This window comes from Spirochaeta lutea (genome assembly GCF_000758165.1).
Taxonomy (GTDB): domain Bacteria; phylum Spirochaetota; class Spirochaetia; order DSM-27196; family Salinispiraceae; genus Spirochaeta_D; species Spirochaeta_D lutea.
The window spans coordinates 70,562-85,107 of the sequence record NZ_JNUP01000029.1 but is presented as its reverse complement, the minus strand read 5'-3'; the positions used below and the strand labels follow the sequence as shown (position 1 = coordinate 85,107).

Below are 14,546 nucleotides of genomic sequence, written 5' to 3'. Positions count from 1 at the left end.
GAGGTGGCCGGATGAGGCCGGAAGAGTTACAACAGTACCAGGGGCAGGAGTTCACCTCCCTGGAGGATGCAGGGATTGCCCTGGAAGGCCGGAAGGTGTACCGGGGCAAGGTGCGAGATGTGGTAGACCTGGGGGATCAGCTCTTGCTGATAACCAGCGATCGGATATCAGCCTTTGACCGGGTACTGGGTTCGGTGCCCCTGAAGGGGGAGGTCCTAAACCGCCTCGCCCTGTACTGGCTCCAGGAGACGGCCCAGCTGGTGCCCAATCACTTGATTCGCCCTGTAGGCGGCCGGGCTGCCCTGGTAACCAAGGCCCGGGTGCTGCCCGTGGAGGTAATCGTCCGGGGGTACCTGACTGGCAGCGCGTGGCGGGACTACCAGGCGGGCAGGGCAATTTCCGGAATCCGGCTCCCCCGGGGGTTGGAAGAGAACCAGGCATTCGAATCACCCCTTATCACCCCCTCAACCAAGGCCGACCAGGGCGACCATGACCAGCCCATTTCCCGTCAGGAGATTCTTGACCGTGGACTGGTGGATCCCGAGGTTTGGCAGACCGTGGAGGAGTACGCCCTGACGCTATTCGCCTTCGGGCAGAACACCGCTGCCGACCGGGGATTGATTTTGGTGGACACCAAGTACGAGTTCGGCATTACCCCCCAGGGACGGGTGATCCTGGTTGATGAGATTCATACCCCGGATTCCAGCCGGTACTGGTACGCCCAGGAGCCCGGGCGGTCTCTGGATAAGGAGTTCCTCCGGCGATGGCTCATGGAGCAAGGGTTTACCGGTGACGGAGAGGCCCCGGTTATTCCCCGGGAGGTTATCCTGGAGCTCGCCCAGCGCTACATCCAGACCTTTCAACTCATAACAGGACAGGAATTTCAGCCGGTTTCTACCGACCTTGAAGCAGATCGCCGAATCATCATGGATTGTATAGGTACAGACCAGCACTCCTAGTATCCCTAGGCTCCGGAGCGTCCTGGGCACGGTTAGGCGCCACGGCTCAGCCCGGTACCATGTCAGAGCTGGGCGAAGAGAAATGCCCCATTGATACGACGGCCCGGCCCCGAGCCTTACCTAGGCTCCGGAGCGTCCCGGGCCCGATCGCCACCGTACAGCACGGTGGGATGGTGCTTCAAATGGTTCAAACCACCGTGGCGGACTTGGATGCCGGTCTGGAAAGGCGGTGTGTGCATGCAGGGTGAAATCGGTAATGGGTTCCGAGGGACCGGGTCGGGAAGGGCGGGGAGCGCCTCCGTCCCGGGGGGATTCCTCAGTCGGGGTTTCCGGGTTCTTTGTCTGGCTGCCGGTATGGCGTTAGGGAGCGTTCTCAGTTCCTGTGTTCCCCCGGGGGTTGCAGGCCAGGCCGGGGATCATATGGTTTTGGTGAGCTACAATACCCAGACCTTCTTTGATGACGAATTCCACGGACATGAATTTGACGATTTCTACGCCTCAGCCCATTGGGATAGCAAGGCGTACCTAACCAGATTGTCCCGGCTGGCCCGGGTCATCCGGGAGGCCGGTCAGGCGGGCCACGGCGAAGAGGGGAGGCCCGGTGATGTTGTTGTGCTCAATGAAATTGAGGGACCCGACGTACTGGAGGATCTCCACGAGCTGTACCTTCACGATTTGGGTTACACCGGGTATCTAACCACCCAGGATCCCTGGTCAGCCCTTCAGACCGCCGTTGTAACCCGCCTGCCGGTTTCCTATCACCGTAGCCTGGGGGTAACCCAGGATGGAACCCGCTACCGCTCCATCCTCGAGGTCGGTTTACGCTTCCGGGACGAGCCCATGGTTCTTTTCGCCTGTCATTGGAAGAGCAAGAGCGGCGGTGCCCGGCAGACCGAGCCGGGACGGTTGGCGGCTGCCCGGGCCCTGGCAGGGCGTATGGCCGAGGTATGGGCCGAAGACCCTGGGGTGGCTATGGTGGTGGCAGGGGATTTAAACGAGGTCTATAACGAGGGACTGACAGCAGACTATCCCACTGCCCTGGGGTTGGTTTATCCCGGGGGTTCTCCCGGGCTTCGGCTCCTGGCCGAGCACCCGAGCCCCGAGGCTTGGCTCGAAGCCGGGCACCTAGGGTTGTATAGCTTTTGGGCCGGGGTGCCCGGGGGGAGTTACTTCTACCAGGGAACCTGGGAAGGGATTGATCATATTCTGGTTAATCGGGCTGCCTGGGAGGCTCCGGGGTTGCGGGTCGAGGAGTATGGGGTCTTTGCACCGGAGTTTTTATTGACCCGGGAGGGTCGGCCCAAGGGCTTTATTCAGCGGTTAGGTACGGGATTTTCAGATCATTTGCCGGTTTTTATGCGGTTTTCCAGGGATTGAGCCTGAATATAGTAATCCCGGGGCCAGAGGCCGTCCCCGTAGAGGGCCTTGGCTGCTTGGCTGTACCAACCCCGGTTTGCCGCCGGACTGGCCGGACTGGGGTGAAGGATCTTGTGTACCCCGGGGGTTGGCAGGTTGTAATTTTCCTTGATGGACACAAAGCGTTGGTATGCCCAGTTGCCAATGCCCACCAGGGCCCGGGGGCGCAGGATTCGTATGGTTTCGGCCATGGTCTGATCGCAGGGGGTTATTATGCCCCGGTCCTGGGCCGGGAGCTTGTCGGGCGGAACATTGGCGCCCCGCTGATTCAGAAACAACAGGGGGCAGAAGTTCAGGACCAGGTGTTCTCTGAAAAAGTCAGCGGGGTCGGGAAATAGCTCCCGGAACAATCCCCAGAGGCGGTTCCCGCTGGGCTCTATCTTGGTAGTCTTGAAGGCGGTCACCGGCTTTTTAGGATGCAGCAGCTCCCCTCGGGGGGGGGTAACCCCTTCGGTGATACCGAGGTATTGGGTAACCTGGTTAACAGCCCCGAAGGGTATGCCTGTTTGCGCCATGCCGTCGGGGCCGGGGTTCATGCCCATAAACAGAATCACACCCTCCTGGCGGGCAAAGCGCCGGAGATAGGTATTGTAGGCCTCCCGGGCATAGTCCAGGGGATTATAGATATGGCTTACCGGAGGATTTGGGCTAAGGTTTGAAAGCGTTTGGGAGAGCTGATGAGCCAGGGTGATGAGTTGGTCGGATAGGGTCATAGGGGTAACAGTATCAAAATCACTCCAAACCTGGAAGACGGGATGACAGAGAGCCATCCTTGAATAAGCCCATTTTTCGGGGTATAACGGTACCATGTCGACAAACTACCATGAGCAGGATTATCTGGAAGCATTGAAAACAAGGGGAGTCATGCCCGAAGGTTTTAAGGCCGGGACTGCCTCCCTTTCTTTTATCCCCAGCGAGCGACCTACCCAGGAGCCCTACCGGATGAATATGGGTTGTGTGCTCCTGGATCAGCCTACCCACAGCGTAGCCGGGGTGTTCACCCGCAACGCCTTTCCGGGGGCGCCGGTTATCATCGGGAGACAGCGTATCGCCGATGCCGGCCCGGTCTCGGGTTTGTTGGTTAATAATAAGATAGCCAATGTCAGTACCAAGACCGGTGTGGAGGATGCCCGGCACCTCAGTAATCGGCTGTGCACGGCGGCGGGGCTTCCGGAGCACTCGGTGTTTCCCGTTTCCACGGGGATAATCGGATGGTCTCTGCCGGTCCCCGATATGGAAGAGGCCTTACCCCAGCTTACCGCCAGCCTGCAGGGGGAGCAGCTTCTCCCGGTCGCCCAGGCAATGATGACCACCGATCGCTATCCGAAGCTACGCCGGGTTCCCCTGGGTGATGGCAGCCTGGTGGGATTGGCGAAGGGTGCCGGCATGATTGAGCCGAATATGGGCACCATGCTCATCTTCCTTCTAACCGATGTGGCGTTTGACCGCCAGGAAGGCCAGCAGGTCCTCCAGCAGGTAGTCGACCGTACGTTTAATTGTATTTCCGTTGACGGGGATCAAAGTACCAGTGATATGTGCCTGCTCCTGGGATCGGGTTGTAAGGGGCGGGTCGGCAGAAATGAGCTGGAAAAGGCCCTGGGCGAGCTTTGTTCTTCCCTGGCGGAGGATATTGTGCGTAACGGTGAGGGGACCAGCCATGTTATAAAGCTGACGGTGCTTGGCCGGAAGAGTTTCGATGAAGCCAGGGGAATCGGTAAGGCTGTGATTAATTCCCCCTTGGTGAAAACAGCCATCTACGGAAACGATCCCAATGTGGGCCGGATTCTTGGAGCCGCAGGGGATTACCTGGGAAACAACGATTTGCCCGTGGATGCCGGTAAATTGACTATTACCATCGGGGGGCAGACGGTGTTCGACCGGGGTTCCTTTACCTTGGACAAGAAAAAAGAAGCCCTCCTGGCGGACTACTATACCGATGCGGCCATGAATCCGCGCCTGAAGGGCTATCCGGAGCATGATCGTTCCGTTGAAATCACCCTGGATTTTCACCAGGGAGATGCGAAGGCCCTGGTGCTGGGATCGGACCTGAGTAACGAGTACGTACACGAGAACGCTGATTACCGCAGTTAAAAAGGACAGGAAATGGAAACAAAGGAAGTTACCCGCGCAGAGGTAGAGGCCCAGGTGCAGAGGGCCAGGGATCAGGTGCGCCGGTCCCTGGATGAGATGGGCAGGGTTATTATCGGCCAGTCCAAGATGATTGAGGGTATGTTTATGGGCCTGCTGGCAGGTGGGCATGTGCTGCTGGAGGGTGTTCCGGGTCTGGCGAAGACCCTGGCTATCAGGTCTATGGCAGAGGTCATTGATGCAAGTTTTAAACGCATTCAATTTACTCCGGATCTGCTGCCCGCAGATCTGACGGGCACCATGATCTACCGTCCCCAGACCGGGGAGTTTATTCCCCGAAAGGGACCGGTATTCTCCAATATCATCCTGGCTGATGAGATCAACCGGGCTCCCGCGAAGGTTCAGTCGGCACTGCTAGAGGCTATGGAAGAGCACCAGGTTACCATCGGGGACAATACCTACCCCCTGGCTGAACCCTTCTTTGTCCTGGCAACCCAAAACCCCATCGAGCAGGAGGGTACCTATCCCTTACCCGAGGCCCAGCTTGACCGCTTCATCCTGAAACTCGGGGTGCGGTATCCAACCCAGGAGGAAGAATTGGAGATTCTCCGCAGGGTCGGGGATCCCCAGGAGGTAACCCTCAACCGGCAGCTGCTCAAGGCTGATATCCGGCGGCTGCGGGAGACTGCTGCCATGGTGACGGTGGATGAGCGGATTGAGCAATACATCGTGGCTATTGTGGCGGCCAGCCGGGAGAGCCGCCAGACCATCAATGCGTATTCCCGGTATATCGAATACGGGGCTAGCCCCCGGGCCACCCTGGCCCTGTTCAGGTGCAGCAAGGTGAAGGCCCTCCTGGAAGGGCGTGCCTATGTGGTGCCCGAGGATGTAAAGTACGTGGCCCCGGCGGTTTTGCGCCACCGGATTAATCTGTCCTACGAGGCTGAGTCCGATGAGTTAACATCCGATGATGTTATTCAAGCCCTGTTGTCTGCCGTTCCCGTTCCGTAAATGAACGCTGCCCGTCTCCTTGCCCGGATAAAACATCTCGAACTTGTCTCCAACCGGTTGGTGGAAACCCTGCTCTCGGGGAATTACCGCTCGGTATTCAAGGGGCCGGGCATCGAATTCTCGGAGGTGAGGGAGTATTCCGAGGGGGATGATCCCCGATTGATAGATTGGAATGTGAGCAGCCGGATGAACGGGGTGTATACAAAAACCTTCCGGGAGGAGCGGGAACTCGTCCTTTTTTTAATTGCCGATGTATCGCCCAGCGTCCTCAAGGCTTCCGGGGCACATAACCTCCGAGAGATCATGGAGGTCCTCTTTGCCATCTTCACCTTTGCGGCGGTGAACAACAACGACCAGGTCGGCGGTGTGTTCTTCTCCGACCGGATAGAGCATTGGGTTCCTCCCATGAAGGGGAAACGCCATGCCTTCCGGCTCATCCAGGATATGATCGACTTTACGCCCCGGGGCAGGGGCTCGAACCTCTCCCAGGCCTTGCGGACCACCAGCGAGGCCCTGAAACGCCGGGGCATCTGCATCGTCATTTCCGACTTTAAAACCAGCGGATACCAGAAGGATCTGAGTCTGCTCGCCCGCAGACACGATGTTATCGCCATACGCCTGGCCAGTCCGGATGAACAGGAGTTCCCCCGGGTCGGTCTGGTGACCCTCCAGGATGCTGAAACCGGTAAGACCATCACCGCCTCGGGGAAAAACCATCATTTCCGCCGGGCATACCATGAGCATTGGCAAAATCAACGCCAAGCCTGGTTCAGGGAATGCCGCCGTCAGGGCGTTAGCCCCCTGGAGGTTTCCGCCGGGGATGATCCGGTTATTAAGCTCTTTCAATTCTTCCAGCGGCGCAGGGGGCGGGCATGACCGGAGAGATGGCCCGGAGCAGGAGAAGCCCCGCAGCCCGGCTTCTTGTTTGGGGATTCCTGCTTGCAGCTCTTTTGGGTGCAGCCCCTGGCCTGACGGCCCAGGATTACAACCTTTCCAATATGCTGTTTCTTCCCCCCATCTACTATGTAGGAGATGAGGTAGAACTGCGGGTCACCATCCGGTCGCCCCAGATTCAGGAGGTCGCCGTTCCCCAGGAGCTGCCCCGAGCCACCTGGGGGGAGATTCTCAGTATGAGGCTTCTCGACCAGGGTAACGCCCGGGAGCTGCGGATACGGTTTGTGGCCTATCAAACCGGTACCCTGACTTTGCCGGCGCTGAACCTTGGTCCCCTGGTGCTGGAAGAGTTGAGTATCTCGGTAAGTTCCAGCCTGGAATCCGAGGGGGCGGAGCTCGAGGGGCCGAGGGATCAGGTTCTTTTGCCCGGTACCCAGGCCTTCCTGGTGATGGCAGCCGGGGCAGTGCTATTAATCCCCCTAATCTGGTTAACCATTTTCCGGTGGGGCCGCCTCGGATTGAAGCGGATTATCGCCGTGTATAGGGAGGGCAGGCCTTTTCGGCGTGCCATCCGTCATATCCGGGGGCTTCGCAGCAGTGCGGATAGTATGCACGGCCGTGAATTCTACATTCGCCTGCTGGATGAGATCAGAGCCTATCTGGGTTCTCGCTTTGCCATCAGTGCATTTTCCCTTACCACCCGGGAGCTTGAGCAGGTTTTCGACTCCTTGGTTCATAACACCGATGATAGGAAGGCCCTGACCAGGATGTTTCTCCATGGAGACATGGTGAAATTCGCCAACCTTCCCAGTACTATTACCGGAAGAATGAGTCATCTTGATCAGGCAGAACAGATTATTATGCGTATGGAAACTCTTGAACGCCGGCGTCGCCGGGAGGACCAGCAACAGCACCGGGAGGGTGAGGGTATATGATTTCCCTAGATTCACCGGGGTGGTTGGGGCTCATCCTGGTTATAATCCCCCTAATCTATATCCGCCATCTTTGGAAGGGCCGGGGCGGTACGGTAACCTTTGCCTTCACCAATTGGAGGGGGGGAGGGTTTTCAAACCCCATGACCATCCAGCGGTTTTTTTCCGGGTTTATGACCATCCTGTTTTGGATTGGTACGGTACTGCTCATCATCGCCATGGCCGGCCCGGTCCGGGTTCAGCGGGAACGGGTATTTCTCAGCCGCGGGGTGGATATTATGTTTGTTCTTGATGTGAGTCCCAGCATGGCAGCCCAGGATCAGCCCGGTATCACCCGGCTGCAAACGGCCAAACAGACCATTCGGGATTTTGTACGGCGTCGGCAGAACGACCCCGTGGGGTTAGCCGTTTTCGGCACCCAGGCAGGACTCAAGGTGCCTCCTACCACGGATTATCAGGTGTTTCACCAGGCCCTGGAGGATACCCATATACGGGAGATGGGTGATGGAACGGCTATCGGAATGGGTCTTGCCCTGGCTAATCTCCATCTGAACCCATCTTCCGCCCAGGATAAGGTTATTATCCTCCTGACGGATGGTGAGAATAACAGCGGTGAAATCACCCCCGAGGCAGCTGCCGGGATCAGTCAGGAGCAGGGGATCCGGCTGTACACCGTGGGGATCGGAAGCACCAGGGAGGTGCCCTTGGAGTTCACCGACCCTCAGACGGGAAGGATTTTCCGGGGTATTGCCCAGGATAGTTTTGACCCCGGTCTACTGGCTGAGCTTGCCGGCAGTACCGGAGGTCGATATTTTGAGGCAGCCAGTTCGGGGGCTCTGGAGGCTGCGTTTCAGTCCATTGACAGTCTTGAGCGCTCGGATGCCCGGGTCCGGATTCAGGTGCGTAAGGAACCCCTCCACCGGCCTATCATGCTGGTTGGTATGATCTTGGTCATGGCAGGCATTCTCCTTCCCCGGTTTATCTTGGGGGCCCTAGTATGAGTGTCCTGTATCCCTCGACACTGTGGTGGTTTCTGATCCTTATTCCCCTGGGGATTCTTCAGATCGTCCACCTTCAACGCAGCAGGCGAAATCTGGAGCGCATAGGGGGGGCTTGGTCGGCCCCCGAGGCAAACCATGTATTCTTCGTGAAGTGGCTCATTTCCACGGTGTTTTTGCTGTTGTTTGTATCCGGGGGGATTCTGAGCCTATCGGGACTCAGCTGGGGCGATGCGCCGGTGGAGGAGGACCGTAGTCAATTGGACCTTGTGTTCGCCGTGGATGTTTCGAGGAGTATGCTCAGCCAGGATCTGCCTCCCAGCAGAATGCAGGTCGCCCGAGATATCGTCCGGGGATTGGTGCAGGAATTCCAATCCGCCCGGTATGCCCTGTTAGCCTTCAGCGGTTCTCCCCTATCCATGATACCTATGACCGAGGACGGCTATGCTATGGAGCATGTTCTCTCCTACCTGGGGCCGGGGCTGCTTTCCAGTCCGGGCACGAACATTCAAACCGCCCTGGAGGCAGCCGTCGGCGCCTTTCCCCAGGGCAGTAACCGCCACCGAGTGATCATCCTGCTTACCGATGGGGAATCCCTCACCGGTTCTCTGGAGGCGGTGGTGCCTCGGTTGGAGCGTTCGGGGATTCCGGTGCTTGCCGTTGCCCTGGGCAGCGTCCAGGGCGGTACAATCCCCCTGGGAGATTCAGGGCCGCTGCTCCACCCCCAGACCGGGGAGCCGGTGGTAACCAGGGTGAACACCGAGGCTCTTAAACAGCTGGCTGGGGTGAGTGACAGCGGATTTATTCACATTGACGGTACCACCGGATATGCAGGCATGAGCGAGTACATCCGGGGTATTGAGCAAACCCGTAATATGGAGGGCTTCCGCCTTCAGCGTATCAGCAGACATAGCCTGATGATGGGTGTTTCCCTCATCTTTTTGTTAGGGTATATCCTGACGGTGAGCCTTCGGTTCAGGAGGATCCTATGAGAGGCCTGACGGTGGTGATCCTTGGAATTATTCTGACCGGTTGCAGTGCCTCCCAGCCCCAGGTGGATATCCTCCGGGCTAACTACGCCTTTGATCAAGGGGATTACCAGGTGGCAACGGTACTCTACCTGGAGAACCTGGATATTCCCGAGGATGGTGAGGCGGTAGCCTATAATTTGGCGAATGTCTATTACGCCCTCGGGGAGTTCGGTCCGGCTTTGGATCTATGGCAGACCGCTTCCGTAACCCCCGACCCGGAGCTTCTTTTCAAGATCCTTTTTAACAAGGGCGTGTATTACTACACCCAGGGGCAGTACCGGGAGGCCCGGGATATGTTCATCCAGGCCCTGAAAATTCAGCCCCAGAGCGTTCCGGCAAAACGAAATCTTGAACTCACCTCGATTAAGCTCAGGGCTCTGCCAGGCGGCCAGTCCGGCGGGGTACAGGCGGACCAGGGAGCCCTTCCGGAGGGACAGGAACCCTCGGGAAACACCTTGCGAATTTTTGATTATCTGCGGAGAAGGGAGGAACAGGTATGGTTCAACACCCAACAGGTGGAGTCCGATCCCTCGGTTCTGGATTGGTAGTAACCCTTATTCTCCTTCTCAGCATCGGAGGTTTGCTCCATGCCCAGGAAGGTTCTGGAATTCTCTTGAGTTCCCAGATTAATCCCCAATCCCTGCGCACCGGGCTGCGCTTTACCCTGGAGGTTCCATTGCCGGACCAGAATCTTCCGGTTCAAGACGCACCGGTGGTAGGCCCCCTGGTGCTTCCCCCTGGGATAAGTCTTATTTTCGGCCCTGAGGTAACCGGGGGAACCTCACCCGGGATAACCTGGTACCTCAGGGCAGACCGGCCAGGCTGGTGGGATATTCCCGGAGTGCAGATTACCTGGGGGGGACGGGAATACTCCCTCTCGGGTCAACGGATCGGTATAGCCCAGGATCGTGAGGGATTCATTCCACCAGTGTTGGAGTGGGTTGTCCCCACCCAGACCCTGGTAGAGGGGCAGAGCATCGGTGTAGTCCTTATGCTGGGGAAGATGCCCGAATACCGGCTGCCCGAGGGCCTTCAGTTCTCTCAGCCCCAGGGGGCTCTCTTTGAAGAAGTAAGCGGTTTAGGAACCGCTGTGAGCAATACCCTGGGGGGAATTACCCTCCATCGGTTTCCCATGGCGGGGTTTATCCTTACGCCCTCCCGGAGCGGCGGCATTACCATTCCCGGAGCTCAGGTCCTGGTGGACGGAAACCGGGTGGCGGCTCCCGGGGTAACCCTGACGGCGGAGAGCCTTCCGGAGGACGGGGTAGCCGGGGGTGCTGTGGGAAGTTTCAGTCTGACCAGCGAACTAAGTCCCCCAAGTCTTAATCCAGGGGATACGGCGGTGCTTCGGTTGCGGCTTGATGGAACAGGCAATCTCAACTTTCTTCAGCTTCCCGAGCCCCAAATTGAGGGGTCTCAGGCTATAAGCTCCAATGAAACCTTCCGGTTGACACCCCATGAGGCTGGATATCGAGGCTACCGGGAGATTACGTACCAAATTCAGGCCGGCCAGTCCGGGAGGCTGCAGGTCCGGATTCCGTCCATGGGTTGGTACAATCCCCAGTCGGCCCGGATTGAGGGGCTGCCTGCCCGGGTGTTAACCGCGGACATCACCCCGGTTGTCGTTTCACCAGAGAGCACGGACCGGCAGGGGCTACGATTGCTACCGCCGGAACGGGTGATGGAATACAACCTCCTGTTTCTCTACCGGCGTGCTGAGGCCTACCTAGTGTTTATTCCCTTTCTCTTCCTAGGGGTGGGGATACGTTTCCGGACACGGCGGCGAAAGCCCCGGGTCCGACCGAAACCGGGGAAGGTACTAGCGGGCATGGCAGTATTTATCGCCCTGCTAAGCGGTGCGGCCATGGCGCCTGGTATTGCCCTGGAGCATCAGGCCGGGTTAGAACAGTCCCATCAGGCCTTTCTTGAGGGTGATTATACCGCCTCTCTGGAGTTCTACCAGTTCCTGGAATCCCAGTATCCTGAGAATCCCGGGGTGCTCCATAATGTGGGGGTTATTCAGGCCGCCCTAGGCTCCCGGGATCTTGGGGTGTACTACCTAGGACAGGCCCTGCGCCGGTCTCCCCGAGATGAGGAACTGATTGAGTCGCTACGGGTTCTACAGGCTACCTCGGGGCTCGATCGTCAACACAGCATTCCCCTGGTTCCCCGGGGAGACAGTCTATTCATTCTGGTGTTGGTTAGCGGGTCGCTGCTTCTGCTCTTTATTCCCCTGTGGTTCGCTCGGGGAAATCCCATCAAGACCGTTGTTACCTCCCTATTACTTGTCGTCTTGGCCGGGTCTATTACGGGGATTGTATTGTACGACCGGGGAATTACCGAAGACATGGCAATTGTACGGGGGCCCCAGGGGATTCTGAAAAAGATTCCCGAAGAGGGGGCTGCCGATTGGCTGGCCCTGCCCGGGGGAACCTCGGTGCGGTATAAAACGACCTCGGGTACCTACGTCCTCCTGGAGACCTCCTACGGGCTTTCGGGATGGATGCAAACCCAGCAGCTGATTGGCTTGGAGAAGTAGATGTCCAGCAGTAATTTTGATGAGATTTTAGAAACCTGGGAACACATGCGCCGTCGGAAACCGCTCCGTTCCGAGGCCTCCGGGGGTGGAATGGGGGGCGGACAGTCAAATCACCCTAAACACCCTCCTAAGAAGGCCCCCAGGTTTGAGGATGCCCTTGATTCCTACCTGCCCGATACCCCGAAGGACGCCGATTACCGTCTCGGGGAAGGCAGAGCATTGCGCCCCGATGACATGCCTGTGGAGGATACCCTGGATCTTCACGGTTTCACGGTGGAGGAGGCTGAAGGCCTGGTGAGCGCCTTTCTACGGCGCTGTCAGAGTCAGGGTATGGGGAAGGTTCTCATAATTCACGGGAAGGGAAATCACTCCACCCACGGCGGGGTGTTGCGCATATGGCTCCATCAATTTTTAGAGACCTGGAAGGCTGCGGGAGCCAGGGGGTACGCCACCCGGCGCGAGGGCGGCAGCGGCGCAACCTGGGTGATACTGAAACGTCAGAGGAGATGAGGGGCCCGAACCCTGTTTTACTACGTGATAGGGTTGGGATCCTTGGTTTGTTGTCTGGTGAGTAAAATCCGCGGGGCTCTTAGCGCTCGCGGTAAATGATACGTCCCCTGGTTAGGTCGTAGGGCGAGAGGGCAACCTTAACACGGTCTCCCGGTACAATTCTGATATAGTGCTTTCTCATTTTTCCGGAGAGATGGGTCAGGATAACATGACCGTTCTTTAACTCTACACGGAACATTGTGTTCGGCAAAGATTCCTTAACTATGCCGTCTACCTCAATTGCTTCTTCTTTAGCCACTTGGCCTCCTTAGCGTGTTAACTGTACAGATGTTTGTGCTGTAAGTTTCCGCCACATAGTAGGATATGTAAATTGCTTTGTCAACATGTTGACTTTTTAGTTCTTTTATTGCACTGTTTGTCCGCTTTTTTGAGGCAGAACCCCGAAAGGAGTGCAAATGGATCAGGATTTTGTACAACAGATGAAAACGAAGCTTTTGGAGATGAAGCAGGAGATAATTGAGAATCTCATACACGAGGACGAGGACTTCCGGGAGATTGCCGCCTCCAATGACCTCAAGGATCTGGTAGATGTAGCCAGTTCGGATATCGACAAGAAACTTCTCAATGCTTTGAGCGCCCAGGATATGAAGCGGCTTCGACTGATTGATGCGGCGTTGTCCCGCATTGAGAACGGAAAATACGGATTCTGCTTGGGGACGGGCAAACCTATTCCTAAGGAACGCCTAGAGGCTATTCCCTACGCCCTGTATACCATGGAGTATCAGGCTGAGCTGGACCGGAGAAACCGGTAGGTACCTCGGTACAGGCCCTAGTATGATCGCCCCCTGTCAACCCAGTTGTTCAGGGGGCGGTTGTTTTTATAACAGATGCGCCGATCTGGCCGATGTTGTTTGTGAAGTGTGCAAAAGGCCCAATAAATAAGCCAAAATCCGCATTGCTATCCTAATTTTCCTGGAACATTATACCGATTAGTATGGTATGGAAGGATTACAGGAACTCAAACAGCTCCATGCCTCAAGTCTTTCGGTAGCCCAGATGATGCGTCCCCGATTCTCCGGGGGAAAAATCGCCCTACCGGTTCAGAACTACTCGGTATACGCCCAATTTAAGCACATTGAAGCTGTTCCTGCCCCGGCCGGCTCCCCGGGGTATTCCATATCAAAAGCACGGATGTTGGATACTCTCATCGACCGTCTGGCTCAGATCAAACAACGCAACAATCAGGCCGATGATCTTGGGGTAGAGCGGTCCAGCGGGCTTTCGGACGAGGCCCTGGACGCCATGATCGCAGACTATGCCCAGCAGCTGCAAAACACCCTTCAGTCGGGGCTGCCAAAACTCCAACAACAGTTCGGTACCGCCTTTGCCCAATCGGGAACCGGATTCTCTACGGGAATGATCAACCTGGTAGCGTAACGGGCTGCCCGGCCGGTCTACAACATTCCATGATCTGTCTTCATCTGATTATCACGCAACTCACGCTCGATGGTCGAAAACGGTCCATGACCGGGGAATATGCGGGTTTCATGGGGTAACACCAGGAGCTTGGTCTGAATACTCTCCATCAGGACCTGTTCATCGGCCCCGGGAAAATCCGACCTGCCGATGGCATCGAAGAATAGGGTGTCTCCGGTAAATAGAGCGCTGCGTTCTTCTGAATACAGACAGATACTCCCCGGAGTGTGTCCCGGGGTATGAATCACTTGGAGATCGGTTTCGGGGATTATATCGCCATGGGAAAGAAAGCTGTCTATATGGGGGAGATCCTGGTACAGATCCTCGAAGACCCTGTCAGCCTCGGGGTTATCTCCCGGGAGAAAGAGGCGGTTTAATTGATCGCGCTGACTATTGTCGGGATCAAGGAAGGGAAAATCAGCCTCATGCATCCATACCAGGAGGTTGGGTTCTTTTTCCTTGTACGCCCGCTGCAGGGCCTTTGCTCCGGAGGTGTGATCAATGTGGCCATGGGTAAAGATGATTGCTTTAGGGGTCATGTTGATCTTGTCTAAACTCGCTTTAATAAACCCCGGATCGGCGCCGGGATCAATGACGATGCATTCTTTTTTAGCAATGGAAACGATGTATGTGTTAGTATACATTGGGCCTATGATAAGTCGTTCAACCATGGCTATAGCATACGGATAAAT

General features: G+C 57.0%; 16 protein-coding genes. 13 read left to right on the top strand and 3 right to left on the bottom strand.

Going from position 1 to position 14,546, the window contains the following annotated elements:
• Positions 1–11: 11 nt before the first annotated feature.
• Positions 12–959 (top strand): phosphoribosylaminoimidazolesuccinocarboxamide synthase, encoded by a 948-nt coding sequence (locus DC28_RS03950; RefSeq protein WP_037546156.1) that lies wholly within the window; start codon positions 12–14, stop codon positions 957–959.
• Positions 960–1,313: 354 nt separating this feature from the next.
• Entirely contained in the window at positions 1,314–2,336 is a 1,023-nt protein-coding gene (locus DC28_RS03945) for an endonuclease/exonuclease/phosphatase family protein (RefSeq protein ID WP_156104565.1), read from the top strand.
• Here the strand turns inward: DC28_RS03945 and DC28_RS03940 are convergent.
• On the bottom strand, positions 2,300–3,088 hold the full coding sequence (locus tag DC28_RS03940; protein WP_052078427.1) for a uracil-DNA glycosylase family protein: 789 nt from the start codon (positions 3,086–3,088) through the stop codon (positions 2,300–2,302). The genes DC28_RS03945 and DC28_RS03940 overlap by 37 nt on opposite strands.
• Positions 3,089–3,182: 94 nt before the next feature.
• Between DC28_RS03940 and DC28_RS03935 the strand changes: the two genes are divergently transcribed.
• Genes DC28_RS03935 through DC28_RS15220 form a run of 9 tightly spaced genes read left to right on the top strand, consistent with a single transcriptional unit; the run spans position 3,183 to position 12,378 of the window.
• Positions 3,183–4,466, top strand: coding sequence for a bifunctional ornithine acetyltransferase/N-acetylglutamate synthase (locus DC28_RS03935; protein ID WP_037546152.1), 1,284 nt, complete (start codon positions 3,183–3,185; stop codon positions 4,464–4,466).
• Positions 4,467–4,478: 12 nt separating this feature from the next.
• Positions 4,479–5,474, top strand: a complete 996-nt coding sequence (locus DC28_RS03930) for an AAA family ATPase (protein WP_037546151.1) — start codon at positions 4,479–4,481, stop codon at positions 5,472–5,474.
• Entirely contained in the window at positions 5,475–6,350 is an 876-nt protein-coding gene (locus DC28_RS03925; RefSeq protein WP_037546149.1) for a DUF58 domain-containing protein, read from the top strand. It begins immediately after the preceding gene.
• On the top strand, positions 6,347–7,303 hold the full coding sequence (locus DC28_RS03920; RefSeq protein ID WP_037546148.1) for a hypothetical protein: 957 nt from the start codon (positions 6,347–6,349) through the stop codon (positions 7,301–7,303). Before DC28_RS03925 ends, DC28_RS03920 begins: the two co-directional genes overlap by 4 nt.
• Positions 7,300–8,301, top strand: coding sequence for a VWA domain-containing protein (locus DC28_RS03915; protein ID WP_037546146.1), 1,002 nt, complete (start codon positions 7,300–7,302; stop codon positions 8,299–8,301). The genes DC28_RS03920 and DC28_RS03915 overlap by 4 nt, the downstream gene beginning before the upstream one ends.
• Positions 8,298–9,290 (top strand): vWA domain-containing protein, encoded by a 993-nt coding sequence (locus DC28_RS03910; protein ID WP_037546143.1) that lies wholly within the window; start codon positions 8,298–8,300, stop codon positions 9,288–9,290. Before DC28_RS03915 ends, DC28_RS03910 begins: the two co-directional genes overlap by 4 nt.
• A complete protein-coding gene (locus DC28_RS15225; RefSeq protein ID WP_052078425.1) occupies positions 9,287–9,877 on the top strand; it encodes a tetratricopeptide repeat protein in 591 nt (196 codons plus the stop codon). The genes DC28_RS03910 and DC28_RS15225 overlap by 4 nt, the downstream gene beginning before the upstream one ends.
• Complete coding sequence (locus DC28_RS03900; RefSeq protein ID WP_081941907.1) at positions 9,826–11,868, top strand: tetratricopeptide repeat protein; 2,043 nt, start codon at positions 9,826–9,828, stop codon at positions 11,866–11,868. The genes DC28_RS15225 and DC28_RS03900 overlap by 52 nt, the downstream gene beginning before the upstream one ends.
• Positions 11,869–12,378, top strand: a complete 510-nt coding sequence (locus DC28_RS15220) for a Smr/MutS family protein (protein ID WP_052078424.1) — start codon at positions 11,869–11,871, stop codon at positions 12,376–12,378.
• A 79-nt stretch (positions 12,379–12,457) separates the two neighbouring features.
• Here the strand turns inward: DC28_RS15220 and infA are convergent, their stop codons facing one another.
• Complete coding sequence (infA, locus tag DC28_RS03890; protein ID WP_037546139.1) at positions 12,458–12,676, bottom strand: translation initiation factor IF-1; 219 nt, start codon at positions 12,674–12,676, stop codon at positions 12,458–12,460.
• Between the two features lie 157 nt (positions 12,677–12,833).
• Between infA and DC28_RS03885 the strand changes: the two genes are divergently transcribed.
• Together DC28_RS03885 and DC28_RS15215 are read left to right on the top strand one after the other, a co-directional pair.
• Positions 12,834–13,190, top strand: coding sequence for a TraR/DksA family transcriptional regulator (locus tag DC28_RS03885; RefSeq protein WP_037546136.1), 357 nt, complete (start codon positions 12,834–12,836; stop codon positions 13,188–13,190).
• 187 nt (positions 13,191–13,377) lie between these two features.
• The gene (locus DC28_RS15215; RefSeq protein ID WP_052078423.1) at positions 13,378–13,815 is read left to right on the top strand and encodes a hypothetical protein; all 438 of its coding nucleotides are present in this window, start codon (positions 13,378–13,380) and stop codon (positions 13,813–13,815) included.
• A 17-nt stretch (positions 13,816–13,832) separates the two neighbouring features.
• Here DC28_RS15215 and DC28_RS03875 read toward each other — a convergent pair whose 3' ends face one another.
• The gene (locus tag DC28_RS03875) at positions 13,833–14,498 is read right to left on the bottom strand and encodes an MBL fold metallo-hydrolase (RefSeq protein WP_052078422.1); all 666 of its coding nucleotides are present in this window, start codon (positions 14,496–14,498) and stop codon (positions 13,833–13,835) included.
• Between the last annotated feature and the right edge of the window lie 48 nt (positions 14,499–14,546).